Consider the following 24,875-nt stretch of genomic DNA (forward strand, 5'->3'; position numbering starts at 1 on the left):
GCGAAAACAAATCGAACCAAAGGGCGCCTACGCGGCGCCCTTTTATTTTGGACTGAATGATATCAGACCGCCGAGCCGTAGAGGTCGTAAGCGTCGGCGCGGTCGATCTTGACCGTGACGATGTCGCCGGCGCGCAGTGGCCGCCGCGACTGGATATGGACCGAACCGTCGATTTCGGGCGCGTCGTATTTGGTCCGGCCCTTGGCCGAATTGCCATGCGCCTCGTCGATCAGGACCGGCAGGCGCTTGCCGATTTTCTTGGTGAGCTGCGTTGCCGAAATCTTCTGCTGGCGCTGCATGAAGCGATGCCAGCGGGCTTCCTTGATCTCCTGCGGCACTTGCTCGAGGCCGAGCCCGTTGGAGAGGGCGCCTCTGACCGGCTCGTATTTGAAACAGCCGGCGCGGTCGATCCTGGCCTCGTCCAGCCAGTCGAGCAGCATCTCGAAATCGTCATCCGTCTCGCCGGGGAAGCCGACGATGAAGGTGGAGCGGATGGCAAGGTCCGGGCAGACTTCGCGCCAGCCGCGAATGCGCTCGAGCGTCTTTTCGCCATGAGCGGGCCGGCGCATGTTCTTCAGCACCTGCGGCGAGGCGTGCTGGAACGGAATGTCGAGATAGGGAAGGATCTTGCCTTCGGCCATCAGTGGGATGACGTCTGCGACATGCGGGTAGGGATAGACATAGTGCATGCGCACCCAGACACCGAGCTTGCCCAGTTCTTCCGATAGATCGAGGAATTTCGCCCGCACTTCGCGATCGCCGAACATGCTGGCCTGGTATTTGATGTCGATGCCGTAGGCGCTGGTATCCTGCGAGATGACGAGGATCTCCTTGACCCCCGCCTTGGCCAGCTTCTCGGCTTCGCGCAACACGTCGGCGGCCGGCCGCGATACGAGGTCGCCACGCAGCGCCGGTATGATGCAGAAGGTGCAGCGGTTGTTGCAACCTTCCGAAATCTTGAGATACGCATAGTGGCGCGGCGTGAGCTTGACGCCCTGCGGCGGCAAAAGGTCGATGTAGGGATCGTGGCTCGGCGGTGCTGCCTCATGCACCGCCGCCATCACGCTCTCATAAGCTTGCGGGCCGGTGATGGCGAGGACGTTGGGATGTCTTTCACGGATGACGTCCGGCTCGGCGCCGAGGCAGCCGGTGACGATGACTTTTCCATTCTCCGAAAGTGCCGAGCCGATAGCGTTGAGCGATTCGTCGCGGGCCGAATCGAGGAAGCCACAGGTGTTGACGACGACCAGGTCGGCACCGTCGTGCTTGCGGGCGATCTCGTAGCCTTCGGCGCGCAGGCGCGTGATGATGCGCTCCGAATCCACAAGGGCTTTCGGGCATCCAAGACTGACGAAACTAACGCGAGGGGCGGACATCAAAGCTTTCCGGATTTTCAGGATTGGCGGCGCAGTATCACACTTGTCGGGGCATTGGTATGGGCAGCGGCTGCGGCGAAACGCAACCGCCAGTGTCGCCGAAGGCTCGCCGAAGCTGAAAGGCCGGCCGATGCGAATTCGAGTCGACGCGTCAGCTCACCGCACTGCTGACATGCGGCAAGACCTCCACCGCGCCCCGGTAGATCATGTCGAGTGCGACATAGAAGATGATCAAAAGGCCGATATAGGCGATCCAGCGATGGCGGTGCAGGAGCTTGGCGATGAAGCTCGCGGCAAGGCCCATCAGCGCGATCGACAGGACGAGGCCTATCACCAGCACCTGGAAGTGATCGCGCGCTGCGCCGGCGACCGCCAGCACGTTGTCGAGCGACATCGACACGTCGGCGATGACGATCTGCAATGCTGCCTGACCCAAGGTCTTCTTGCGCGCCTTGCCGGCCACCATATCATCGCTGTTGATATCGGAATTGGACAACGCTTCGGTCGCCTCCACCTCGTCGGCATCGGACGTGCGCAGCTCGCGATACATCTTCCAGCACACCCACAGCAGCAAGATACCGCCGGCCAGCAGCAGGCCGACAATCTGCAGCAGGGTGACGGTGATCGCGGCAAAACCGATACGCAGCACCGTCGCCGCCACCACGCCGATGAGAATCGCTCTCTTGCGCTGCTCGACCGGCAAGCCCGCCGCGGCCAGGCCGATGACGATGGCGTTATCGCCTGCAAGCACGAGATCGATGGCGATGACCTGGAGCAGGGCAGAGAAGCCCGCGGCAGTGAAAATTTCCATCGACTGGAAGTCCCTTGCTGGTTGGCCGACCGTTCGCGTCGAATGCCTGGAGGGCCCTAACGTGTATGGTTCCCGGGCGTCAAGGGACTGGTTGGAACAAGGTCGGCAAACCGCCCGTTATTGCGGCAATATACAGAGTTTGCGACGATCGGCCCGAAACACCGGCAAAATGCGGCCACGGGTCGCGAATGCCTAGTTATAGAGATTGTATTTGGGCCAGTCGCTTTCCGGAATTTCATCACCGATCCGGTAGCGGAGCTGCAGGACTTCCATATGGTCCGGCGCTGTCTCGCATTTGAATTTCAGCCGGTACCATTGTCCTTTGCTACGAAACGCAGCACCCGGGCTCTTGATCGCATCGGCGCCCATTTCGGGCGTCGCAAAAGCGTAGGCGACGACACGATCGGCTTTGTATTTGTGGTCGTCGCGGGTAATCCGGTCGAGAATTTCGGCGTCGCATCGCTGCTCCAGCCGGGTTTGCGGATCGAGTTTCAGCAGGCCGGCGCGCAATGCGCTGTCCATCGCGCTGGCCGGCCAAGCCAGTATCATCCATGCGAGAACCGCAGAAAATAGTTTATTCATAGGCGGGAGAAGCATCATATTCGGGCGGAGAAATCAACCCGACGAAGCGCCAGCCGCCGGTCTGTCCGTGCTTGGCGCGGCGGGTGACAGTTTTCGCTTTGCGGCAGGTTGTTGATACCGTGAAAGAAGTGTTCGGTCGTTGAGCACCGCCACTCCGAATGATGGCGGGCACCGCTCGCCATCATCCATGCATTCGATAGTATTCATTCCCGATTGGGGATCAGGAGCGGCTACTTCATTCCGGCCAGTGCATTCACGTCGCCGCAGAACTCCGCGTAAGGCTTGCCCTGGGCCGCATCTTGGCATTCTCTCATCATCATGTTGCGCTGGATCATGTTGCGCTGGATCATGTTGCGCTGGGCTTTCGGCATGGCCATGAAGACAACCTTGAATTCCGGCATCGGCTTCAGCGTTTTCATGCTGCTGTCGGTGTAGAATGGCCGGATGTTGTCGACCACATCGAGTGCGCCGGCGAATGCGGTGGCGCTCATGGCGGGCGGTGGTCCGCCTTGCGCCCGGAAACTCGACGTCGTGCGCGCAGGAACGAAGAAATTGGCTTCAAAATGGCGGAGGGAGTGGGATTCGAACCCACGGTGGGCTTGCACCCACGCCGGTTTTCAAGACCGGTGCCTTAAACCGCTCGGCCATCCCTCCAAGGTGATTTTTCAATCACTTAGGATATCGCGAGAGGAGCGGGTTCGAGCAATCGGTACCGGATTGGCACCAGGACGTTCCCCGACCGGTTCGCGCTTCATTCCTCTAAAGCCGCATTCAACACCAAGTCAACCGTGGCGGCCGCAGCTTTCGGCGCGATCCAGGACGGTGAGCAGCGTCATGGCGAGCTGTGTTTGTGCTGGGTGTGGAAAATCGTTTTTAAAACCCGCACGGACTATTAATCGTTGCGCGCTGATATGTTGGGCGCATTAGGCACATGTAAGTAAAATCGTATTCTGGAGTTGATTTTGGCCGTACTTGGCGCTCTCCCGCCCGGTCTCCGCTGTAGACCAATCCGCGAAACCGACTGGGAGGGGGTGGTCGATTGCCTGTGCAGAGGCTTTCCGGCGCGTAACCGGAGTTACTGGATCCAGGCTTTGACCCGTTTGTCGCAGCGGCCTGCGATTGCCGAGTTCCCACAATATGGCTTTGCTTTGGAGCATGCCGGTCGGATCGTCGGCGTTGTGCTCACCCTTTATGCTCGCTATCAAGGGTCGGAGAGCGAGGAAATCCGCTGCAATCTTTCAAGCTGGTCAGTCGATGCAGAATTCCGTCCCTATGGTGCCATGTTGGTTGCGGCGGTTCTCAAGCGGAAGGACGTGACCTACACGAACATTTCGCCGGCACAAGCGACGTTGAAAGCCAACCGGGCGCTTGGCTTTCGGCTCTTCTCCAGTGGACAATTTACCTTCTTGCCGGCTTTAAGTTCGGCGCAGCGGTCAAGTCGCGTGCTCGAAGTGCGTCCCGGTCTTCCGGAATTGGCGATGCTGCCCGAGAATGAGAGATACATACTCTCGGAACACGTCGCGCTGGGCTGCCTGTCGTTGATCTGCATTTGCGACGGAGCAGCGTTCCCCCTGGTGTTGATGCCGCGCCGAATGTTGCACGGTGTTGTCCGGTGCCATCAGGTCATCTATTGCCGCTCGCTCGCAGATTTGAGCCGTTGCGCCGGTGCGATGGGGCGCTTTCTCTTGCGAAGCGGAATCCTGGTTTGCTTTGTCGACGCCAAGGAGCCGATTCCAGGTTTGGTGGGATGGTACCGGCCCAACAAGGGGCCGAAATACTTCAAGGGTCCCAGACCACCCGCACCTGGAGATCTGACGTTCACCGAGCTTGTGATCTTCGGTCCCTGAATCTGCGCTGGCAGCCAGGCCAAGGCAAGGGCAAAGCGCGCCGTGTACGGCGTTGCTGATCGATCAGCGATGACTTTCATGTCGACCGGCGAGACGGTCCGCGCCACAATCTCGCCCGGTTCCGACCACAATCCGTTAATACGGTGATAAACAATTCCTGCGCACAAAAAGGATTGGGGTAGGGCGTCGCCGGCGTTTCTGGAGTGGGTGCTTTGGCACCGCTGACGTTCATGCTGCGGTACCTTCGTCGATGCTATAGGGGACAATCAAAATATGCAGACCACGGCGCGCCCGCGTCTTCGTCGCGCTTCCGCTTTCGCGTTGTTTGCCTTGTCGGCAGCCTTTCTTGCGGCATGTGCCGGGCCGCAGCAAAAGGCGATGATCAACAAGAAACCTCGCTCCAAGGAATATTTTTCCGAAGCCGAGTATGGCGTGAAAGCCAGCCCGCGCGTGATGTTCAAAACGTCTCGGGGACGCGATCAACTCGGCAAGCCCTATCAGGTGCGCGGCAAATGGTATTATCCGAAGGAAGACAAACGTTACGCCAAGGTTGGCCTCGCGTCCTGGTACGGTGAGGCGTTCCACGGCCGGTTGACCGCCAACGGCGAAGTCTACGACATGGCAGATCTGACGGCGGCGCATCCGACCATGCCGCTGCCGAGCTATGCGCGGGTCACCAACATGAAGACCGGCAGCTCGGTGATTGTGCGCGTCAACGATCGCGGACCCTATCACGATGGACGCATCATCGATGTGTCGAAGCGCGCTGCTGAAATGCTCGATTATGCCAATATCGGTACGGCCGAGGTGAAGGTCGAATATGTCGGCCGTGCGCCGCTCGAAGGCAATGACGGGCAGTATCTTATGGCTTCGTATCGTCCAGGCAACAGGGCGCCGGATCCGTCGGACGGTCTGCCCAGCGGTGTCATGGTCGCGATGAATGGGCCGTCGCCAAGCCTGCCGGTGAGCGCTGCTGCCGTGCCGTTCCCCGGTCAGCTGACGAATTCCGGGCAGGGATCCGATGCAGGGCCTGTCATGGCGGTGCAAGCATCTGCTTCGGGAGACATTGTACTGCCCGATTTCGGCCCGATCGTGCCCGAGCGTCCGGAGATCAACCTGCCGGCGCAATCGCCGTTCACCGTGGCGTCGCTGTCTTACGCGGACGAGCGCGTGCAGCGCGCCTCCAACGCGTTTGCCGGGCTGGATGGCGCCGGCATGTCGCCCGCCGAAATTCTTCAATCGTGGAAGCGGCAAGCTCCTCCAACCGGGTCGCCCACGGACTATGTCGCGGCGGGTTCGTTCGAGGATTCCGCCGAAGCGGAGCGTGTGGCGGCCCAGCTTTCCAGCTTCGGCAAGACCGAGATCCAGCGCTCGGAACTTGAAGGCAAGGACTGGTTCTCGGTCAACCTCTTTGCCGACGGCCGTGGCAGCCTGGACGAGATGCTGCAGGCAGCGTGGTCGCATGGTGCGCCGGATGCGCTTGCTGTACGCAACTGAGCTCGGGGCTGCCTGGTTTTTTCGTGCGCGATTGATCCGCCAGGCAAAAGCCTGATAGCTTCTGCCAACTTGCAAAAGCGCCGGCTCACTGGTCGAACCTGATGAAATTTTTTTACCCTTTCACCGGGCTTATGGCGCTCGGCCTGCTGCTGCTCTCGCTTGCGCCGGCCTCAGCACAGCTTTTCGAGACCAAGGCCGCGCAGGCCTTCATGATCGATGCCGAAACCGGAACCGTGCTGTTTTCGAAGGACGCCGACAGGTTGATCCCGCCGGCCTCGCTAGCCAAGCTGATGACGATGGAAGTGGTCTTCGACGCCATCAAATCAGGGCGCATGACGCTCGACGACACCTTCGTGGTGAGCGAGAACGCCTGGCGCAAAGGCGGCGCTCCTTCGGGGACATCGACCATGTTCGCCAAGCTCAAGTCGACGATCCGGCTGGAAGACCTGATCCAGGGCGTGACAGTGCAGGCGGCCAATGACGGCTGTATCGTCATCGCTGAAGGGATGGCCGGGTCCGAGGCAAACTTCGCGGCGCAGATGACCGAGCGTGCCCGCCAGATCGGCTTGCAGAAATCGACCTTCGTCAATGCCACCGGTCTGCCGGCCGATGGGCAGCAAACGAGCGTTCGCGAACTCGCGCTTCTGGCCCTGCATATCTGGCGCAGCTACCCGGATCTCTACCGCTATTACGGCCAGAAGGATTTTACCTGGAACAAGATTTCCCAGAGGAACCGCAATCCGCTTCTGGCCATGGATATAGGCGCCGACGGCCTCTCGGTCGGCGCCAGCGAGCAATCCGGCTTCGGCATCGTCGGCTCGGTCAGCCACAATGGCACAAGGTTGATCGCGGCGATGAGCGGCCTGGCAAACGACCGCGAGCGTGCTGAGGAAGCGCGAAAGCTGCTCGACTGGGGCGTTCGCTCCTTCGAGAAGACTGAAATATTCGCCAAGGACGAAGTGGTTGGCGAAGCCCAGGTCTTTGGCGGCGCCAAGTCCGGTGTCGCGTTAAGGGCAAAAGGACCGGTGCAGATATTCCTGCCGATCACCAACCGCGACAAGCTCACCGCCAGGATCGTCTATGACGGACCGGTGGCAGCGCCGGTGGAGGAGGGGCAGCCGGTGGGTGCGCTGCGCGTCTGGATCGGCGATACGCTGAGCCAGGAGACGCCGCTGTTTGCCGCCGAGTCGATCGGTGTCGGTTCGCTGCCGCAGCGCGCGCTCGATGCCGCCAAGGAACTGGCCGTCGGCTGGCTGCGTTAGCACCGTCGCGGTGGACCTTTTTTCCCGCCGGGACTATACGGTCCCCGAAGTATGGACAAAGGCTTTGGCGCGCGGATTTTTCATCACTTTTGAAGGCGGCGAAGGAGCAGGCAAGTCGACGCAGATCGAGCGGCTGGCAAAGAAGATGCGCGCCAAGAAATACGACGTGCTGGTGACACGTGAGCCGGGTGGCTCGCCGGGCGCGGAGGCGGTCAGGCATGTCCTGCTTTCAGGCGCAGCCGAGCCGTTCGGCCCCAAGATGGAAGCTCTGCTTTTCGCCGCAGCGCGATCCGACCATGTCGAACAGGTCATCCGGCCGGCGGTCGATCGCGGTTCGGTCGTACTTTGCGATCGTTTCATGGATTCCTCGCGCGTCTACCAGGGCGTCACCGGCGGCCTCGACCCGGCATTCATGGACGCATTGGAGAAGGTCGCCATCAATGGCATGGTGCCGGACATGACACTGATCTTCGACATCGACCCCGCCGAGGGCCTGAGGCGCGCTACCGCCCGGCGGGGCAGCACTGACGGACCGGACCGCTTCGAGAAGGAAACATTGGCCATCCACCAACGTCGGCGCGAGGCGTTTCTCGCGATCGCCGCAGCTGAACCCGAACGCTGCGTCGTCGTCGATGCGTCAGCCGACCTAGATGCGGTGGAGCATGTCGTTACCGCCACGGTCTTCACGGCTCTCGAGAGGATGATGCCGGCGCAAAGAAGGCAGGCGGCGCCGGCATGATTTTCGAACGCATCGCGCCCGAACAGCACGACACGCTGGACGGAGTGCCCGAGCCATCCGAGACGCCGCGTCTTGTCGGTCACCTGCAGGCGGCCAACATGCTCGCCACTGCTTATCGCTCGGGAAAGCTACCGCACGCACTGATCTTTGCCGGACCGGTTGGCATCGGCAAGGCGACGCTGGCCTTTCACCTGGCGCATCATCTGTTGAAGCACCCGGCCTTCGAGCAGGCGCCGGAAAGCCTTGCCGTTCCAGATCCGGCTTCGTCGCTGTTTCGCCAGATCGCCACCGGGGCACATCCTTCGGTGCTGCATCTTACACGCCCCGCGAACGACAAGACCAGGAGCTTCAAGACGGTGGTCACGGTCGACGAAATCCGCAAGGTCAGCCGTTTTCTGTCGCTGACCTCGCACGACGGCAGCTACCGGGTGGTTATCGTCGATCCCGCCGACGACATGAACACCAATGCTGCCAATGCCTTGCTGAAGAATCTTGAAGAGCCACCCGCGCGCACCTTGTTCATCCTCATCGTCCATGCGCCGGGCAGTCTGCTGCCGACGATCCGGTCGCGCTGCCAGATGGTGCGGTTGGCGCCGCTCGATGCCGAGAGCTTGATGACGGTTCTGGAGGGCATCGAGCCGCCGCCACCGGAGGATCCTGCGGCGCGCGCGGCGCTGGCGCAGCGGGCAGGGGGCAGCGCGCGCAATGCGATCCTGTTGACGCAGTATGGCGGGCTTGAAATCGCCGCCACCCTCGACGCTCTGGTGATGTCCAAGAAGATAGATGTCGCAGGCGCCTACCGTCTTGCCGAGGCGGTCGCCGGCCGCGACCAGGCGATCCCGTTCGAGATATTCAATCGCCGCGCGCTTGATCTGCTGTCGGCCGGCGCCAGCCAGGCCGCGCTCGCCGGCGATCTCGCGCGGGCCAAAACGCTATCGGATACTTGGCACGAGGCTTTGAACGCTATATCTGAAACCGAGACCTACAATCTCGACAAAAAGCAGCACGCCCTGACCATGATCGACCGCCTGAATTCTGCAATGCGAATGTGACGGCCGCTGGCGTGGCTTTGAAGCCCCTGAGTATTGATTCCCAATCAATCGCAGGAACTTCGAAAGCCACCACATTGGCGTCGGATGGCAATTGCCGTTTCGATGCGATATCTCACCGCGACATCTTTCATTCAGACATTCATGACGGCTCATCCATGGCACGCGAAAAATACTACGTCACGACGCCGATTTTCTATCCGAACGGCAAGCCGCATATCGGCCATGCCTACAATGTCATCGCCAGCGACACACTGGCCCGCTTTCAGCGGCTCGATGGCAAGGACGTCTTCTTCGTCTCGGGAACCGACGAGCACGGTTTGAAGATGCAGCAGACGGCGGACGCCGAAGGCCTAACGCCGAAAGCGCTTGCCGATCGCAACTCGGCGATCTTCCGCTCGATGCTCGAAGCGACTGGTTGCTCGAACGACGTTTTCATCCGCACCACCGAAGAGCGTCATTACAAGGCCTGCCAGGCGATCTGGACGCGCATGGCTGAGAATGGCGACATCTACCTCGACCGCTACAGCGGCTGGTATTCGGTGCGGCAGGAAGCCTATTTCGACGAGGCCGAAACCAAGGTCGGTGACGACGGCGTGCGCCGCGAACCGCTCGGCTCGCCTGTCGAATGGACCGAGGAAGAGAGCTATTTCTTCCGCCTTTCCGCCTATCAGGACAGACTGCTCGCGCTCTACGAGAACAGCCCCGAATTCGTCGGACCGGCGGAGCGGCGCAATGAAATCATCAGCTTTGTCAAATCCGGCCTGAAGGATCTGTCGATCTCGCGCACCACATTCAAATGGGGCGTGCCGGTGCCCGGCGATGAGAAGCATGTGATGTATGTCTGGGTCGATGCCCTAACCAACTACATCACCGCGGCCGGTTATCCGGATCCGGCCAATGAGAGATGGTCTTTCTGGCCGGCGAACGTCCACGTCATCGGCAAGGACATCATCCGCTTCCACGCGGTCTACTGGCCGGCATTCCTGATGTCGGCCGGCATCGAATTGCCGAAGCGCGTGTTCGCGCATGGTTTTCTGTTCAACCGTGGCGAGAAAATGTCGAAGTCGGTCGGCAATGTCGTCGACCCGTTCGCGATGATCGAGCACTACGGCCTCGACCAGGTGCGCTATTTCTTCATGCGCGAAGTGCCGTTCGGCCAGGACGGCAGCTACAGCCATGAGGCAATCGTCAACCGCACCAATGCCGACCTCGCCAACGATCTCGGCAATCTGGCGCAGCGCTCGCTGTCGATGATCGCCAAGAACTGCGGCGGCGCGGTGCCTAAGCGCGGCGAATCGAGTAATGCCGACAAAGCGATCCTCGATCAGGCAGATACCGCCCTTGTCACGGCGCGCAGGACGATGGCCGACCAGGGCATCCACCTTGCTCTGGCGGCGATCTTTGGCGTGGTGGCCGAAGCCAACCGCTATTTCGCTGGGCAGGAGCCATGGGCGCTGAAGAAGACCGATCCGGCGCGCATGGAAACGGTGCTGTGGACGACCGCTGAGGTGATCCGGCGTGTCGGGTTGCTGTGCCAGCCCTTCATTCCGCAGTCGGCGGCAAAGCTGCTAGACCTTTTGGCGGTGCCGGCCAGCAGCCGTAATTTCGAGCATGTCGCGGAAGGCCATGCGCTGGTATCCGGCACGGCGCTGCCGGCGCCGGAACCGGTATTTCCACGTTATGTCGAGCAAACGGATACAAGCGCCTGATGCTGGTCGACAGTCACTGCCATCTCGACTTTCCGGATTTCGCCGAAGAGCGGGCGGCCATCGTCGCCCGCGCCCTTACGGCCGGCATCGGCCGAATGGTGACGATCTCGACGAGAGTGAAGCGATTTAGCCAAGTGCTTGAGATTGCCGAGACTTTCGATGAGGTCTATTGCTCGGTGGGCACCCATCCGCACAATGCGGCTGAAGAGCTTGATGTGACTGTCGATGACCTGGTGCGGCTGTCCGCTCATCGAAAAGTGGTGGCGATCGGCGAGGCCGGGCTCGATTATTTCTACGATCATGCGCCGCGCGATGCACAGGCACAGGGATTTCGCACACACATCGCCGCGGCGCGCGTGACCGGTCTGCCGCTGGTCATCCATTCGCGCGACGCCGACGATGACATGGCTGATATCCTCGAAGAAGAAACAGGGAAGGGCGCCTTCCCCTTCATCCTGCACTGTTTTTCGTCCGGACGCAGGCTGGCCGAGATCGGTGTGGCGCTCGGCGGCTACGTTTCCTTTTCCGGCATCCTGACCTTCAAGAACTCCGCCGAGTTGCGCGCCGTCGCCGCCGATGTGCCGCGCGACCGTCTGCTGGTCGAAACCGACGCGCCATACCTTGCGCCGATACCGTTTCGCGGCAAGCGCAATGAGCCTGCCTACGTCGCGCATACAGCCAAGATACTGGCCGAGACGATCGGCGTCCGCGAGGCCGAGATCGCTGGTATCACCACGGATAATTTCTTCCGGCTATTCAGGAAAATGCCGCGCCCGAGCGCGCCGGGCGCCTGACGCATGAGCGACCGGTTGCGTCTTACCGTCCTCGGCTGCGGCTCATCGCCGGGCACGCCACGCATCACCGGCGACTGGGGCAATTGCGATCCCGCGAACCCCCGGAACCGGCGCACGCGCACCGCAGCGCTCGTCGAGCGGATCGCGGCGAATGGCGCCCGGACCACGGTCGTCATCGACACCGGCCCGGATTTCCGCGAGCAGATGCTGCTGGCATCGGTCAAGCGCATCGATGCGGTGGTCTATACACATCCGCATGCCGACCATATCCACGGTATAGACGATTTGCGCGGCTTCGTGCTCGAGCAGCGCCACCGGATCGACATCCATGCCGATCAGGCCACCATGCTGCGCCTACGCGAGGCGTTCCGCTACTGTTTCGAAACACCGAAAGGCAGTTCGTATCCGCCGATCGTCGACGCCCATATCATCGACCACCACAGGCCGGTGGTGATCGAAGGCGAGGGCGGCGCCCTCACCCTCGAACCGCTGCTGCAGCTCCATGGCGACATCACCTCGCTGGGTTTCCGCATCGGCGGGCTGGCTTATTGCCCTGACGTCAGCGACTTTCCGGACGCGACGGCCGAGCGTTTGCGCGGGCTGGACATGCTCGTCATCGACGCGCTGCAATACACCGTCCACCCGAGCCATCTGTCGCTTGGCCAGGCGCTTGGCTGGATCGAAAGACTAGCGCCGAAGAACGCGGTGCTGACGCATATGCATGTTCCGCTCGACTACGCCACGGTAATGGCCCAGACGCCGGCCAACGTCGAGCCTGCTTATGACGGCATGACGATCGAAATCCCTTACGAATCAGCGTGAAGGACCAAGTTTTTACGGCTGGGTTCCCGGGTTGGATCTCGCGAGGTGCTATCTTCACGCCACATCCAACCGGCCACGCCAGTTCCATAATCTATCTTATGCGACTAAAGCCTATAGCATCCGTTGGCGGCGAGATCAGACCGGTCACTCTTAGACATTCGCTATAGCGCTGAGGAGGCAACGGGCATGCTAGGGTTGCGAATCATGAAGACACTCCCGCTGCTTGCAAGTCTTGCCCTCACCCTCGCGTGCGCGCTCACGGGCGCGCGAGCGCAGGACCTTGATCGTGCGCTAGGCGAGAACGACCTGGCTTTCGCCAAACGTGTTGTTGGGTTCGCCGACAATGCTGATCCGCACACCACAGCCGTGAGCTGGAACGGCCTCCAGACACTCTTTGTCGATTACCAGACCGCTGAGGACTATCCGGAACGCCCGCTCGTCGCGCTGCAACGGCTAGCTGACAACAGGTATCGTGCAATCCAGGTCACGCTCGGTGAACAAGAGGGCGACACACCGGACATAGCGCTCGGCCTCGCCAACGCCGACCACGACCCGGCAAAGGAACTGATCGTGATACTTTCCTGGGCTCAGATGCACTACGATGTCGAAGGGACGCTCTACGAAGTTCGCATCTTCGATGATCCCAAGCCGGGCCAGAAGGCGCTGACTCAATTGAAAGCGAGCCGGAAGTTCGATGCCACATGCGACTGCCATTGGCGCGATGGCACAACGAAGCACTTCCGCTTCAAGACCATCGCGGCGGTCAAGACTGAACTGAAGCGCCTGGGCTATTAGCCGCCGGCGGGGGCTCGCTTCCCGGATGTTGCCCTCGCCACCTCGCCTATGCTGACCGGCAATCGTCACCAGCGCCAGCACCGGCACAGGCTGGGTCGCTCGTCAGAACTCCATATCACCGAAGTCACCGCCATTGTTGGAGCTGGCATCGCCTGCCTGATCGGCTTCGTCCGGCTGCGGCGTCGGCTGTTCGGCTGCCTTGGCTTCGCTGCCACCAAACATGCCGGCGATCGCGTTGCCGAGCAGCACGCCGCCCGCCACGCCCATCGCGGTCTGCGCGGCGCCGGCAAGGAACCCGCCGCCTGCCCGCTGTGGTGTGTCCTGCGGCCCTTCAGTTGCGACGGAGGCGGTGCGCCCTACCCGCGGAACCGAGCCTGAGCGCCTGCCGCCGCTGCGGCCGAAGAAGCCGCTCAGCGGTCCACCGCCGGCCGGCTGCTGCGCCTGCTCTTCCAGTTCTTCGATGCGCGCCTGAGCTGCGTTCAGGGCCTGCTCCTGCATCACAATCGTCTGGGCCATGTAATATGGCGCCCCAGGCTGCTGGATGATCTGGTCCTGGATGAAGCGCTCTGCTTCGGCATCGCGCGGCGGCGCCTGGCGCTCGACGCTCGCCAACTTCTCGAAGAGCTGTCCGATCGCTTGCTGATCGTTTCTGTCCATGATGTCCAACTCCGGTCTTGGTCCAACGCCGGCTATTCGCGCTCGCCGGTGAAGTTCAACAGCAGTTGGAAGATGTTGATGAAGTTCAGATAGAGCGAGAATGCACCGAAGACAGCGAGCTTCTGCTGTGATTCCGCACCGAAGTTTTCCGCATACTGCTCCTTGATAGTCTGGGTATCCCAGGCGGTGAGGCCGATGAAGACGGCGATGCCGATCACCGAGATCGCGAACTGGAGCGCGGTCGAGCCCAGGAAGATATTGACGATGCTGGCGATCACCACGCCGATCAGGCCCATGATCAGGAACGACGAGAACTGCGTCAGGTCGCGTTTGGTCGTGTAGCCGTAAAGGCTGGTCGCGCCGAACATGGTGGCGGCGATAAAGAAGGTGCGTGCGATGCTGGTGCCGGTAAAGACTAGGAACACGGAAACCAGCGACAGGCCCATGACGGCGCAGAATGCCCAAAACATCGCCTGGGCGCCGGCTGCCGACATCGTCTGCATCCGAAACGAGAACAAGAGCACAAAGGCCAGCGGGGCAAGCATCACCACCCATTTCAGTGGGGTGGAGAAGATCGGCACGTAAAGGGCGGGCGTGGAAGCCACCACGAACGCGATCACGCCCGTGACGACGAGGCCAAGGCCCATGTAGTTATAGACGCGCAGCATGTGCCGGCGCAGGCCTTCGTCGTAGACGGCTCCGGCTCGGGCCCCGATATATCCGAGATTGTTCATGTGGTTCTCCTTCTTGAAGGTCGATCAGTAAAGCGTTTTGGCGAGCGCTTCGGCCGTGCGATCGAGACCGCCGACATCGCTGCGTCCGACGACCGCGTAGGCGACCTCGCCGATCTGGAAATAGGCCGAGGAAACTTCGCCCGAGAGAACGACAGTCGGTTTGACGACATCGAATGTTCCGGGTCGGATGGCGAACAGCGAGACCAGCCCCATCTCTTTTGTCTCGACGGCCATCTCGACGCTCGGGCCGAATTGCGATGGATAGATCTGCACGTCACGGACCGTCCAGTCCGCTGGCAGCGATGGCATCACGATCGCAGTCGCGGCGCGGATTTCGTCGGCGTTGTAGCCGGGTGCTTCGGGTTGCGACGACATCGCCTCGCGCACGAGCGTCGTGCGGTGCGCCCGGACCGCGTCCTCCACATAGGCCGGCGGATGGGTCGAAGCGACGACTTCCGTCACCGATATCGGTCCGATGAGCCCGTTCGCAAGCCAGCCGGCAGCGACGAAGACGGCGACTGCCGCCGCTCTCTGCAAAGCACCAAGGACGCGGCCGCGCGCCAATCCCCGTTCCAGCCGCCGTGCGGCATCGGCCGTCGCGGGCCGCGCCATGCCTTTCGATCCGGCAAGCGCCACGCGCAATTCGTCACGCATCCGTAAGTCGGACATCACCCGCGCGGCCGCTTCCGGGCGGGCCGAAAGGAACGCCTCGACCTCGATGCGACGAGCCACGTCCAGCTGATCGTCGACATAGGCGTCGAGATCGGTGTCGGTCACGGGATCGCGCAGTTGGTTCATCATCGACCTCCGACGATCTTCAGATGGCCTTTCGCGCGTGCCGGCACCGCGTCCTCCATCTCGCGCAGGGCCGCACGCGCCCTGCCGATGCGCGAGATCAGCGTCCCCAGCGGCACGCCGCTGACCTCGGCAGCCTCGCTGTAGCTAAGTCCCTCGATGGCGACGAGATGCAGCGCGCAACGTTGCTCTTCCGGCAATCTGAAAAAAGCGTCGCGCACCTGCGCCAGACGGACCGAATGTTCCTGCGGAGCCCGGACATTCGCCTCGGCGAGATAGCCGGCCTGTTCGATGCGCATTGCTTCCGATTTGCGGGATCGCAATCCGTCGATGAACGCGTTGTGGACGATCGACAGCAGCCATACGCGAAGGTTTCCGCCGGAGCGGAAGCTGCCGCGTCGCTCATAGGCACGCACCAGCGCATCATGCACCAGATCCTCTGCATCGGCGCTGTCGCGTGTCAGCGAGCGTGCATAGCGGCGCAGCGAACCGAGCTGTCCCAGAATATCGAAGCGTGGCATCGGCCGTTTCATGTCCTGTTTACGGAGCAGGTCGTGATTTTAATCCCGCTTTCCCCGAATTTATCTTGGGCGGCTCGCCGCGCTCTCTCCTGGGAGATATCGCGCCTGCCCTCGCGCGGCAGATAGTATTGGCCGCCCTCGAGGCAAACCCGACGCCGAGTTGGCGCATATGAAACTGCTGGCAAAGCACGGCTGGTTTGCGTATCACTCCGCCGCCAACGGAACCTTATCGATGTTCGAAAATCTCCAGCCCGCGCCTGCCGACAAGATCCTTGCCTTGATCGGCCTCTATCGCGCTGATCCGCGTCCCGACAAGGTCGATCTTGGGGTGGGCGTCTACAAGGATCGCGAGGGCAAGACGCCGGTGATGCGCGCGGTGCGCGAAGCCGAAAAGCGGCTGCTGCAAGGCCAGGATACCAAGACCTATCTCGGCCTTGCCGGCGATACCGCCTTCAACGCGGCGATGGCCAGGTTGGTGTTCGGCCCAACCGCCGACATGACGCGCATTCGTGCGGCGCAAGCCCCCGGCGGCTCCGGCGCGCTGCGGCTGGTGGCAGAGCTGCTGAAAAGGACCCGCCCCGACGCGACGGTCTGGCTGTCGGATCCGACCTGGCCGAACCACATGCCGGTGTTGCGCGCCGCTGGCCTGCAGATACGCGAATATCCCTATTTCGACGCTGCTTCTGGTGCGGTTCGCTTCGACGACATGCTGAATGCATTGAGAGCCGCGAATCCTGGCGACGTCGTATTGTTGCATGGCTGTTGCCATAACCCGACAGGCGCCAATCTAGACATCTCGCAATGGGCTGCCATTGCAGATCTTGTCGTTGAGCGCGGCCTGCTGCCCTTTGTCGACATCGCCTATCAGGGCTTTGGCGAGGGGCTTGATGCGGATGCCGCCGGCTTGCGCATGCTAGCGGCAAAAGTTCCGGAAATGGTGGTTGCCTCGAGCTGCTCGAAGAACTTTGCCGTCTATCGCGACCGCGTCGGTGCAGCGCTGATCATGGCGAAAGACGGCGCGCAGGCGGATTTGGCGATGGGCCAGATGCTGTCGGCGGCGCGCGCCATGTATTCGATGCCGCCGGACCACGGCGCGGCGGCGGTGCGCATCGTGCTTGAAGACCCCGCATTGCGTTCCGACTGGGAGGCAGAGCTTGAAGAGATGCGGCTGCGCATGCTGCGGCTGCGCGTCCAGTTCGCCGAGGCGCTGCGGCGGCAGTCCAACTCCGACCGTTTCGATTTCGTCGCCAGCCATCGCGGCATGTTTTCCCGGCTTGGCCTGTCGGAAGCGCAAGTCGAGCGGCTGCGCGCCGAGCATGGCATCTACATGGTCGGCGACAGCCGCATCAACGTTGCGGGCCTGCCCGAGGACAGCATGGATGCGCTCGCCAAGGCGATCGTCTCCGTGCTCGACTGACACTTTTGCTAACTAGGATCTTTTTTCGGAAACCGGCTTCCACTTTCGTATCATGGTCTGGCCGCCCATCTGTGGACAAGGCGCCCTCACCGGCTGAAGCCGTTGGCCGCACAGCCGTGTACAGGATAGCGTTCGCCTGATGAAACCCTCGAAAGACATTTCCCGGCTGATCGAGATCATGGCCGCGCTACGAGCACCGGAAACCGGCTGCCCGTGGGATATCGAGCAGGATTTTTCGACAATCGCGCCATACACGATCGAGGAAGCCTACGAAGTGGCGGACGCCATCGCGCGCGGCGACCTGGACGATCTGCGCGATGAACTCGGCGATCTCCTGCTGCAAGTGGTCTACCACGCGCAAATGGCCGAGGAGGCCGGCGAATTTTCATTCGGTGACGTGGTCAAGGCCATCACCACAAAAATGATCCGCCGCCACCCGCATGTTTTCGGCGACGAAAAGGCGCGCAGCGCCGGCATGGCCAAGGGCATGTGGGAAAAGATCAAGGCAGAGGAAAAGGCGGAGAAGCGCAGTGCGCGCCTCGCCCGTGGGCTCGACCCGGAAGACCATGGCAAGGGCTTTCTCGACAGCGTGCCGGTCGCCCTACCCGCGCTGACCCGGGCGCTCAAACTGCAGGAAAAGGCCGCCCGCGTCGGCTTCGACTGGAGCGAGGCGGCACCGATCCTGGAAAAGATTGAGGAGGAGATCGGCGAGTTGCGCGAAGCGCTGGCCAACGGCGACAGCGCGCCGATCAAGGACGAGTTCGGCGACATGCTGTTTGCGGTCGTCAATCTCGGCCGGCACCTCAAAATTGATTCCGAAGCGGCACTCAGCGGCACCAACGAAAAATTCCGGTCGCGCTTCCACTATGTCGAGCAGGCGCTGCAAGCGTCGGGAAACAGCCTCGAAGAGGCGACGCTGGACGAGATGGAAGCGCTCTGGCAGCAGGCAAAAAGCGCGAAGTAAACGCCCCTACCCGTTGTTTTGACGACGCAATCGGCTTTCAATCTCTTGCCGAGCGCTGTGCGTGGCCTTGAGCGCGATGGTCACGCTGCCATCCTCATTGTCATCACGCGAGACGATGTCGCCGTTGCGGTAAAGCCAGTCGACGACGCCGAGTTGGTCGGGCTTGAGCGTGACAGTGAACGTCTCCAGTTCGCCCGACATCATCGTCTCGATGATCGCCTTCAGCGCATCGATGCCCTCGCCGGTTACCGCCGATATGGCGATCGGCGGTGCCTTCTTGCCGTCAGCACCATCGGCAAGCAGCCGCGCCCGGTTGCCTTCGTCGAGCCGGTCGATCTTGTTCCACACTTCGATGACGCGCTTGCTGTCGCGGGCATCGACGCCGAGATCGGCAAGGATGCGCTCGACATCTTCGGCCTGCGCGGCCGTATCGGGATCGGAGATGTCGCGCAGGTGAATGACGAGGTCTGCCTCGACCACTTCCTCCAGCGTCGCCCTGAAGGCCGCGACCAGATGCGTTGGCAGGTCGGAAATGAAGCCGACCGTGTCGGAAAGGATGATCGGCGTTCCGTGCAGCAGGCGCACGCGGCGCAGCGTCGGGTCGAGCGTGGCAAACAGCATGTCTTCCGCCAGCACCCCTGCTCCGGTCAGCCGGTTGAACAGCGTCGACTTGCCGGCGTTGGTGTAGCCGACGATCGCCACCACCGGAAACGGCACCTTCTTGCGCTTGGCGCGGTGCAGGTCGCGGGTGCGGCGCACGGTTTCGAGCTCGTGCTTCAGCTTGGTGATCTTGTCCTGCAGCACACGCCGATCCGACTCGATCTGGGTCTCGCCAGGGCCGCCGAGAAAACCGGCGCCGCCGCGCTGGCGCTCGAGGTGGGTCCAGCTCCGCACAAGGCGGCCCTTCTGGTAGTTGAGATGGGCAAGGTCGACCTGCAGCGTGCCTTCCTTGGTGCGGGCGCGCTCGCCGAAAATCTCCAGGATCAGCCCGGTGCGGTCGAGCACCTTGGCGTTCAACTCTTTTTCGAGGTTGCGCTGCTGTACCGGGGTCAGCGGATGATCGACAATGACCACTTCCGCGTGGCCCTCTTTGACGATCTCGGCGAACTCCGCGACCTTGCCGCTGCCGAGCAAGGTCGCCGGACGTGGATCGTTGACGGTCACCACCGCCGTGTGGACCAGGTCAAGGTCGATGGCGCTGGCGAGGCCGACCGCCTCGTCGCGACGGGCCTCGGCAGAACGGGTCAGGCGCGGGCGATTGGTATCGTCGTCGCCACGCGGCTGCCGGGTAAGCACCGGCACGATGACCACCGCCCGGGTCGGACCGTTGGCCTCTGTCCCGGTCTGGTGTGCTGGTTTTCCGCGAACGCTGCGGTCCGCGTCTTTCTCGCGTGCCAATCAGGCGCCCTGGCTTTCCTCACCATCGAACATCTGAACCGGCTGGCTCGGCATGATCGTGGAAATAGCGTGCTTGTAGACAAGCTGGGAATGGCCGTCGCGACGCAGCAGAACGCAGAAATTGTCGAACGAAGTGACCACGCCGGTCAGCTTCACGCCGTTGATGAGAAAGATGGTGAGTGGGTTTTTGCTCTTGCGAACTGAATTCAGGAACAGGTCCTGAAGATTTTGCGATCGTTCCGCCATTGTTCTTGTCTTTCGCCGATCCCCTTCGGTTTGCAGGCCAATGCGCCAAATTAGCCGGCACATGTCAAGCACGCAAACACCATCTTGCCGTCAGTAACGACAAGCAGAACGAGATATATTGATGTTCATTCCATCTGTGCGGTTATCAGGCTGGACTTTTTTCCGCAACGTCAAAAAAGGCCTGCCGTAATGAAACTGTTATCGAGCCCGGGTGGCCGTTGGCGACGGGAGCGCCATCGATCGCCACCACCGGCATGGCGATCGTGGTGGCGGAGCTGATGAAAACCTCACGCGCGGCCTTGGCTTCGGCAACCGAAAAGCCGCGCTCTTCGATCTTCAGGCCGAGCTTGGCGGCGACATCGAACAGCGTCGTGCGGGTGATGCCACGCAGGATGCCGTGCTCGGCGGGGCGCGTCACCAGCACGCCGTCCCTGGTGATGATCCAGGCATTCGACGATCCACCTTCCTTGACGGTGCCGTCGACATCGACGAACCAGGCCTCCTGAGCGCCGGCTTCCTTGGCTTTCTGCTTGGCCAGCACGTTCGGCAACAGGCCGACCGACTTGATATCGACCCTATCCCAGCGGTTCTCCGGCACCGTGATAACCCGGATCCCGCTCTCGGCCCGCCTCACGGCAGCTGCAGGATCGGCTTTTTTGGCGGTCACCACCAGCGACGGCTTCGTGCCCGCCGGCGGGAAGAAAAACTCGCGGCTGGCGACACCGCGTGTCACCTGGACATAGACCAGGCCGTCGACGACATGGTTGCGGCGCACCACCTCGCGCATGACGAGCGGCAGCACGCCGCGCGTGATCGGCCAATCGATCGAGAGTTCGGTAAGTGAGCGGTTCAATCGGGCGAGATGGCGCGGCATGTCGACGATGAAGCCTCGTGCCACCTCGCAGACCTCGTAGACGCCGTCGGCGAATTGATAGCCACGGTCCTCGATGTGCACGGAAGCTTCGGCGTGAGCGACGTAGCGCCCGTTCACATAGGCAATGCGCGACATGGCTAATCCCTGGAAGAAGTCCCAGCTTTCTTATGCGATTCCAAGACGGCCGTAACGGATAATTGCGTGGGCCACGACTGGTGTGGCTATCAGACGCCCAGCGACTTCAGCTTGCGGTGCAATGCAGAGCGTTCCATGCCGATAAACTCTGCTGTCTTCGAGATGTTGCCGCCAAAACGGTTGATCTGGGCGATCAGATAGTCCTTCTCGAATTGTTCGCGCGCTTCCCGCAGCGGCAGCGCCATTATGTGCTGATCGGATTTGTTTGGAGTGCGCGGCATGACGTCGCCGATCTCGGCAGGCAGGAGATCGGCGGTGATCGGCGCATCGACATCGTCGCCGCGCGCCAGGATCATCAGCCGCTCGACATTGTTTCGCAACTGCCGAACGTTGCCCGGCCAGTTGTGCGCCTGCAATACCGCCAGCGCGTCGTCGCCGATGCGGCGCGGCTTGATGCCGGCCTGGCGAGCGATCTGCTTCATGAAATTGTCGACCAGATAAGGAATGTCCTCGCGACGCTCGGCCAGTCCCGGCACCATGACCGGAACCACGGCCAGGCGATGATAAAGGTCTTCGCGGAAACGGCCGTCGGCGATCATGGCTTCCAGGTTCTGCGAGGTCGACGAGATGATGCGCACGTCGACCTTGACCCGCTTGGTGCCCCCTACCCGCTCGAACTGCTGTTCGACCAGCACGCGCAGGATCTTGTTCTGCGTCTCGCGCGGCATGTCGGCCACTTCATCTATGTAGAGAATGCCGCGATGGGCCTCCTCCAGCGCACCGACCTTGCGTTCGACGCCATTCGATTCGGTGCCGAACAGCTCGATCTCCATACGCTCCGGGGTGATGTTGGCGGCGCTCAGCGTCACAAACGGTGCACTCTTGCGCGCCGAGAGCGCGTGGATGGCGCGCGCGGCCAGTTCCTTGCCCGAGCCGGAGGGGCCAATGATCATGACGCGGCTGTTGGTCGGCGCGACGCGCTCGATGGTCTGGCGCAATTGGCTCATTGCCGACGACATGCCGATGAGGTCGAAAGTCTCGCCGCTGCGCAGCTTGAGATCCGAAACCTCGCGTCTCAATTTGGAGGTTTCGAGCGCCCGTTCGGCAATGAGGATCAGCCTGTCGGCCTTGAATGGCTTTTCGATGAAATCATAGGCGCCGCGGCGGATGGCCGAAACTGCCGTTTCGATATTGCCGTGGCCCGAGATCATCACCACCGGCAGGTTCGGGTGCATCGTCTTGATCTCGTCCAGCAAGGCCAGGCCATCGAGCCGCGAGCCCTGCAGCCAGATGTCGAGGAAGATCAGCCTGGGTGCCCGGTCGGCGACCGCCGCCAGCGCGCTGTCGGCATCAAACGCCGTGCGTGTTTCGTGACCTTCGTCGCTCAGGATACCGGCGACGAGTTCGCGGATGTCTTCCTCGTCATCGACGATGAGAATATCAGACGCCATTACCGACCTTTTCAGTTTCTTTTTCGTGTTCCGTCTTGCCCTCGCCGCGTATCGGAACGGTGGCGGCAACCGGCAGGATGATGCTGATCATTGCGCCCCGCCCATCGTGGAAGTCCGCTGGTGCATCGTGCAATTCGAGTCGCCCGCCATGGTCCTCCACGATCTTCTTGACGATAGCGAGGCCAAGCCCGGTGCCTTTCTCGCGTGTCGTCATGTAAGGCTCGAGCAAGCGCTGCCGGTTTTCGCGGGGCAAGCCCCTGCCGTTGTCGATGACGTCGATTCGAATCGCGCCATTCTGACGCCCGGCTTGAATCCGGATTATGCCGTGCGGACGATCCTCTGCATCAAGTCCGTCGATTGCTTCGGCAGCATTCTTGATGACGTTGCCGAACGCCTGCGCCATCAGGCGGCTGTCGAACGTGCCTTTGAGCGGGTCGTTGCCGAAGACGCGCTCGAAGGTGATGTCGGCGCGGCTCACTTCGACCAAGAACGAGGCCTCGCGCAACGAATCGCGCAGATCGATTGCCTTCATTTCCGGTTTCGGCATGCGGGCGAACGCCGAGAACTCGTCGACCATGCGGCCGATGTCCTCCACTTGCCGGATGATGGTGTCGGTGCATTGATCGAAAACCTCACGGTCCTCGGTGATGACCTTGCCGTAGCGGCGCTTGATGCGCTCGGCCGAAAGCTGGATCGGCGTCAGCGGGTTCTTGATCTCGTGGGCAATGCGCCGCGCCACGTCGGCCCATGCGGAGGAACGCTGTGCCTGGACCAGATCGGTAATGTCGTCGACTGTCACGACATAGGATTTATCCTCCGAACCGTCGTCGCCGGCTTCGATCGTGATCTGCACGTTGAAGGTTCGTTCAGTGCCGGCACGATAGAAGGTGACCTGTTCGCGATAGACCGGCCTGCCCGACTTGCGGCCGATCTCGAAGACGCGGCCGACATGCGGCAGCACGGCGGAAAGGTTCTGCCCAAGCGCTGCCGTGGCGGATATGGCCAGCATCGTTTCGGCCGAACGGTTGACGATGGTGACGATGCCATATGGATCGACGCCGATGACCCCGGCGGTGACGCCGGCAAGCACCGCCTCCGAAAAGCGCCGCCGTTCATCGATCAGATCCTTGGCCGACAGGATCTCGTTGCGCTGCGATTTCAATTCCATCAGCATCTTGTTGAATGTGTCGCCGAGCGAGGCCACGTCGCCATCGGAGGGGCGGACAGGCACGGCCACGTCGAGATTGCCGGTGGCGACCTCATCGGCCGCGCCGATGAGTTGACGAATCGGCCGCACCAAGCGGTCGGCCACCGCAATGCCAGTCCAGATGGCGGACAGGATGATGATCAGCGTCAGCGACAGATAGGGAAGCGCGAAAGCCACTTGCGAGGTGCGGCGGTTGTCTTCGAGACCTCGATATTCGGCGGTGTTGGATTTGACGATCTGCCGTGCCTTGATCACCTCGGGATCGACGAGGCGGATGGTGTAGAGATAGAGGCCGTCGATCTCGCGCAGCTTGACGATGGCACCCATGATGTTGCGGGTGCGCGGTTCTATCAGCACCGGCTTGCCGTCGGCAGCGCTTGCCACGGCGCCCTCAGGCGGCTCCGGCATGGCAAAGTCCGCGTCGGTCTTGGCGCTCATGACGAAGGAACCATCGGGCTTGATGAGTGCTGCGTGCGCCAGCGAGCGTCCCACCGCCTCCTTGTTCATGAGGTCGAGGAAACCGGTACGATCGAGGCCGTAGAGCGTGCGCGAAGCGTCGAGGTCGTAAGCCATCGACAACGTCGTGCCCTGAAGATTTCGTGCGTTTTCCTGCACATAGGCGTCGGCGATCGACAACGACGAATTGACGATCGTCTTGGTGCGGATCTCGAACCAGCGGTCGAGGCCGATGTCGAGCGTGATCGACGCGATGATCGCCACCATGATCGCGGGAATGGCGGCGACCAGTGCAAACATCGCAACGATGCGCACATGCAGGCGCGACGCAGCCTTGCCGTGCCGGCGTGCCATCAGAATGCGATGCACCTCGCGGCCGACCAGCAAGATCAGAAACAGGACGAACGCCGCATTAAGCGCAATCAGCGCCAGCGTCGTCCTCGCGTCGGGCGTGATCGGCGTCGCGCCAACCAGAATGGCGAAGGAGATCGCCGCCGTCACCAGCGCACCGGCAACGGCGATCACACCGGGCAGCGCAAGCAGCCGGCGACCGTCTCGCGCGCCGGTATTGCTGAAAAGCGGTTTACTCAGTGTCGGTGCGTGCAGGGCCATGTCGCCGTCTAGAGCCAGTGATTGCGTCGGATGTATGCAACGCATTGTGGCGATTATGCAACAAGTGTGGCCGAGACGGAAATCTTTCGGTGATCGATCCCCTGGAAAGCGCTCGTAAGGGG

24 protein-coding genes and 1 tRNA gene are annotated in these 24,875 nt (G+C 61.8%); 11 read left to right on the forward strand and 14 right to left on the reverse strand.

Annotated elements, in window-relative coordinates; genetic code table 11:
• Positions 1–62: 62 nt before the first annotated feature.
• From rimO to NKI95_RS22925, 5 genes are all read right to left on the reverse strand, one after another.
• Entirely contained in the window at positions 63–1,376 is a 1,314-nt protein-coding gene (gene rimO / locus NKI95_RS22905; RefSeq protein ID WP_352719482.1) for a 30S ribosomal protein S12 methylthiotransferase RimO, read from the reverse strand.
• A gap of 151 nt (positions 1,377–1,527) precedes the next feature.
• Positions 1,528–2,187: a TerC family protein gene (locus NKI95_RS22910; protein WP_292653611.1), complete on the reverse strand. Its 660-nt coding sequence runs from the start codon at positions 2,185–2,187 to the stop codon at positions 1,528–1,530.
• Positions 2,188–2,379: 192 nt separating this feature from the next.
• Positions 2,380–2,787, reverse strand: coding sequence for a DUF930 domain-containing protein (locus tag NKI95_RS22915; protein ID WP_352466186.1), 408 nt, complete (start codon positions 2,785–2,787; stop codon positions 2,380–2,382).
• Between the two features lie 212 nt (positions 2,788–2,999).
• Positions 3,000–3,260 carry a hypothetical protein gene (locus NKI95_RS22920; RefSeq protein ID WP_352719483.1) on the reverse strand — a complete coding sequence of 87 codons (261 nt, stop codon included), beginning with the start codon at positions 3,258–3,260 and terminating at the stop codon, positions 3,000–3,002.
• Between the two features lie 73 nt (positions 3,261–3,333).
• Positions 3,334–3,423: transfer RNA gene (locus NKI95_RS22925), tRNA-Ser, on the reverse strand.
• A 437-nt stretch (positions 3,424–3,860) separates the two neighbouring features.
• Between NKI95_RS22925 and NKI95_RS22930 the strand changes: the two genes are divergently transcribed.
• The 9 genes from NKI95_RS22930 to NKI95_RS22970 all read left to right on the forward strand — a co-directional run bounded on the left by NKI95_RS22930 (position 3,861) and on the right by NKI95_RS22970 (position 13,286).
• Complete coding sequence (locus NKI95_RS22930) at positions 3,861–4,616, forward strand: hypothetical protein (protein ID WP_352719484.1); 756 nt, start codon at positions 3,861–3,863, stop codon at positions 4,614–4,616.
• A gap of 273 nt (positions 4,617–4,889) precedes the next feature.
• Positions 4,890–6,113, forward strand: coding sequence for a septal ring lytic transglycosylase RlpA family protein (locus tag NKI95_RS22935; RefSeq protein WP_352719485.1), 1,224 nt, complete (start codon positions 4,890–4,892; stop codon positions 6,111–6,113).
• Between the two features lie 101 nt (positions 6,114–6,214).
• Complete coding sequence (locus tag NKI95_RS22940; RefSeq protein WP_502909229.1) at positions 6,215–7,375, forward strand: D-alanyl-D-alanine carboxypeptidase family protein; 1,161 nt, start codon at positions 6,215–6,217, stop codon at positions 7,373–7,375.
• 64 nt (positions 7,376–7,439) lie between these two features.
• The gene (tmk, locus tag NKI95_RS22945) at positions 7,440–8,114 is read left to right on the forward strand and encodes a dTMP kinase (RefSeq protein WP_352719486.1); all 675 of its coding nucleotides are present in this window, start codon (positions 7,440–7,442) and stop codon (positions 8,112–8,114) included.
• Positions 8,111–9,166: a DNA polymerase III subunit delta' gene (locus NKI95_RS22950; RefSeq protein WP_352466178.1), complete on the forward strand. Its 1,056-nt coding sequence runs from the start codon at positions 8,111–8,113 to the stop codon at positions 9,164–9,166. The genes tmk and NKI95_RS22950 overlap by 4 nt, the downstream gene beginning before the upstream one ends.
• Positions 9,167–9,288: 122 nt before the next feature.
• Positions 9,289–10,875 (forward strand): methionine--tRNA ligase, encoded by a 1,587-nt coding sequence (gene metG, locus NKI95_RS22955; protein WP_352719528.1) that lies wholly within the window; start codon positions 9,289–9,291, stop codon positions 10,873–10,875.
• The gene (locus NKI95_RS22960; RefSeq protein ID WP_352719487.1) at positions 10,875–11,669 is read left to right on the forward strand and encodes a TatD family hydrolase; all 795 of its coding nucleotides are present in this window, start codon (positions 10,875–10,877) and stop codon (positions 11,667–11,669) included. Before metG ends, NKI95_RS22960 begins: the two co-directional genes overlap by 1 nt.
• 3 nt (positions 11,670–11,672) lie before the next feature.
• Positions 11,673–12,491: an MBL fold metallo-hydrolase gene (locus NKI95_RS22965; protein ID WP_352719488.1), complete on the forward strand. Its 819-nt coding sequence runs from the start codon at positions 11,673–11,675 to the stop codon at positions 12,489–12,491.
• A 204-nt stretch (positions 12,492–12,695) separates the two neighbouring features.
• Positions 12,696–13,286 (forward strand): hypothetical protein, encoded by a 591-nt coding sequence (locus tag NKI95_RS22970; RefSeq protein ID WP_352719489.1) that lies wholly within the window; start codon positions 12,696–12,698, stop codon positions 13,284–13,286.
• A 102-nt stretch (positions 13,287–13,388) separates the two neighbouring features.
• Here NKI95_RS22970 and NKI95_RS22975 read toward each other — a convergent pair whose 3' ends face one another.
• Genes NKI95_RS22975 through NKI95_RS22990 form a run of 4 tightly spaced genes read right to left on the reverse strand, consistent with a single transcriptional unit; the run spans position 13,389 to position 16,005 of the window.
• Positions 13,389–13,943: a DUF2076 domain-containing protein gene (locus tag NKI95_RS22975; RefSeq protein WP_352719490.1), complete on the reverse strand. Its 555-nt coding sequence runs from the start codon at positions 13,941–13,943 to the stop codon at positions 13,389–13,391.
• A gap of 32 nt (positions 13,944–13,975) precedes the next feature.
• Positions 13,976–14,677: a Bax inhibitor-1/YccA family protein gene (locus tag NKI95_RS22980; RefSeq protein ID WP_352719491.1), complete on the reverse strand. Its 702-nt coding sequence runs from the start codon at positions 14,675–14,677 to the stop codon at positions 13,976–13,978.
• 24 nt (positions 14,678–14,701) lie between these two features.
• Entirely contained in the window at positions 14,702–15,475 is a 774-nt protein-coding gene (locus tag NKI95_RS22985) for an anti-sigma factor family protein (protein ID WP_352719492.1), read from the reverse strand.
• A complete protein-coding gene (locus tag NKI95_RS22990) occupies positions 15,475–16,005 on the reverse strand; it encodes a sigma-70 family RNA polymerase sigma factor (RefSeq protein WP_502908422.1) in 531 nt (176 codons plus the stop codon). The genes NKI95_RS22985 and NKI95_RS22990 overlap by 1 nt, the downstream gene beginning before the upstream one ends.
• Before the next feature lie 220 nt (positions 16,006–16,225).
• Between NKI95_RS22990 and NKI95_RS22995 the strand changes: the two genes are divergently transcribed.
• Positions 16,226–17,410: an amino acid aminotransferase gene (locus NKI95_RS22995; RefSeq protein WP_352719494.1), complete on the forward strand. Its 1,185-nt coding sequence runs from the start codon at positions 16,226–16,228 to the stop codon at positions 17,408–17,410.
• Positions 17,411–17,549: 139 nt separating this feature from the next.
• Complete coding sequence (mazG, locus tag NKI95_RS23000) at positions 17,550–18,374, forward strand: nucleoside triphosphate pyrophosphohydrolase (protein WP_352719495.1); 825 nt, start codon at positions 17,550–17,552, stop codon at positions 18,372–18,374.
• Between the two features lie 6 nt (positions 18,375–18,380).
• Here the strand turns inward: mazG and hflX are convergent, their stop codons facing one another.
• From hflX to NKI95_RS23025, 5 genes are all read right to left on the reverse strand, one after another.
• Entirely contained in the window at positions 18,381–19,772 is a 1,392-nt protein-coding gene (gene hflX, locus NKI95_RS23005; RefSeq protein WP_352719496.1) for a GTPase HflX, read from the reverse strand.
• Positions 19,773–20,018 (reverse strand): RNA chaperone Hfq, encoded by a 246-nt coding sequence (hfq, locus tag NKI95_RS23010; protein ID WP_006202172.1) that lies wholly within the window; start codon positions 20,016–20,018, stop codon positions 19,773–19,775.
• A gap of 145 nt (positions 20,019–20,163) precedes the next feature.
• Positions 20,164–21,027 carry a D-amino-acid transaminase gene (locus NKI95_RS23015; RefSeq protein ID WP_352719497.1) on the reverse strand — a complete coding sequence of 288 codons (864 nt, stop codon included), beginning with the start codon at positions 21,025–21,027 and terminating at the stop codon, positions 20,164–20,166.
• 89 nt (positions 21,028–21,116) lie between these two features.
• Complete coding sequence (gene ntrX / locus NKI95_RS23020; RefSeq protein WP_254817201.1) at positions 21,117–22,478, reverse strand: nitrogen assimilation response regulator NtrX; 1,362 nt, start codon at positions 22,476–22,478, stop codon at positions 21,117–21,119.
• Positions 22,468–24,753 carry a sensor histidine kinase NtrY-like gene (locus tag NKI95_RS23025; RefSeq protein WP_352719498.1) on the reverse strand — a complete coding sequence of 762 codons (2,286 nt, stop codon included), beginning with the start codon at positions 24,751–24,753 and terminating at the stop codon, positions 22,468–22,470. The genes ntrX and NKI95_RS23025 overlap by 11 nt, the downstream gene beginning before the upstream one ends.
• Between the last annotated feature and the right edge of the window lie 122 nt (positions 24,754–24,875).

The organism is Mesorhizobium sp. M0306 (assembly GCF_040321655.1).
Taxonomy (GTDB): Bacteria; Pseudomonadota; Alphaproteobacteria; order Rhizobiales; family Rhizobiaceae; genus Mesorhizobium.

Coding starts and splice junctions, on each gene's coding strand:
- ntrX (WP_254817201.1), bottom strand. CDS start 22,478: ATGGCGTCTGATATTCTCATCGTCGATGACGAGGAAGACATCCGCGAA.
- NKI95_RS23025 (WP_352719498.1), bottom strand. CDS start 24,753: ATGGCCCTGCACGCACCGACACTGAGTAAACCGCTTTTCAGCAATACC.
- NKI95_RS22960 (WP_352719487.1), top strand. CDS start 10,875: ATGCTGGTCGACAGTCACTGCCATCTCGACTTTCCGGATTTCGCCGAA.
- hfq (WP_006202172.1), bottom strand. CDS start 20,018: ATGGCGGAACGATCGCAAAATCTTCAGGACCTGTTCCTGAATTCAGTT.
- NKI95_RS22910 (WP_292653611.1), bottom strand. CDS start 2,187: ATGGAAATTTTCACTGCCGCGGGCTTCTCTGCCCTGCTCCAGGTCATC.
- NKI95_RS22965 (WP_352719488.1), top strand. CDS start 11,673: ATGAGCGACCGGTTGCGTCTTACCGTCCTCGGCTGCGGCTCATCGCCG.
- NKI95_RS22935 (WP_352719485.1), top strand. CDS start 4,890: ATGCAGACCACGGCGCGCCCGCGTCTTCGTCGCGCTTCCGCTTTCGCG.
- NKI95_RS23015 (WP_352719497.1), bottom strand. CDS start 21,027: ATGTCGCGCATTGCCTATGTGAACGGGCGCTACGTCGCTCACGCCGAA.
- NKI95_RS22915 (WP_352466186.1), bottom strand. CDS start 2,787: ATGATGCTTCTCCCGCCTATGAATAAACTATTTTCTGCGGTTCTCGCA.
- NKI95_RS22990 (WP_502908422.1), bottom strand. CDS start 16,005: ATGAAACGGCCGATGCCACGCTTCGATATTCTGGGACAGCTCGGTTCG.
- NKI95_RS22940 (WP_502909229.1), top strand. CDS start 6,215: ATGAAATTTTTTTACCCTTTCACCGGGCTTATGGCGCTCGGCCTGCTG.
- NKI95_RS22920 (WP_352719483.1), bottom strand. CDS start 3,260: ATGAGCGCCACCGCATTCGCCGGCGCACTCGATGTGGTCGACAACATC.
- NKI95_RS22985 (WP_352719492.1), bottom strand. CDS start 15,475: ATGAACCAACTGCGCGATCCCGTGACCGACACCGATCTCGACGCCTAT.
- mazG (WP_352719495.1), top strand. CDS start 17,550: ATGAAACCCTCGAAAGACATTTCCCGGCTGATCGAGATCATGGCCGCG.
- NKI95_RS22950 (WP_352466178.1), top strand. CDS start 8,111: ATGATTTTCGAACGCATCGCGCCCGAACAGCACGACACGCTGGACGGA.
- rimO (WP_352719482.1), bottom strand. CDS start 1,376: ATGTCCGCCCCTCGCGTTAGTTTCGTCAGTCTTGGATGCCCGAAAGCC.
- NKI95_RS22980 (WP_352719491.1), bottom strand. CDS start 14,677: ATGAACAATCTCGGATATATCGGGGCCCGAGCCGGAGCCGTCTACGAC.
- NKI95_RS22995 (WP_352719494.1), top strand. CDS start 16,226: ATGTTCGAAAATCTCCAGCCCGCGCCTGCCGACAAGATCCTTGCCTTG.
- NKI95_RS22975 (WP_352719490.1), bottom strand. CDS start 13,943: ATGGACAGAAACGATCAGCAAGCGATCGGACAGCTCTTCGAGAAGTTG.
- NKI95_RS22970 (WP_352719489.1), top strand. CDS start 12,696: ATGAAGACACTCCCGCTGCTTGCAAGTCTTGCCCTCACCCTCGCGTGC.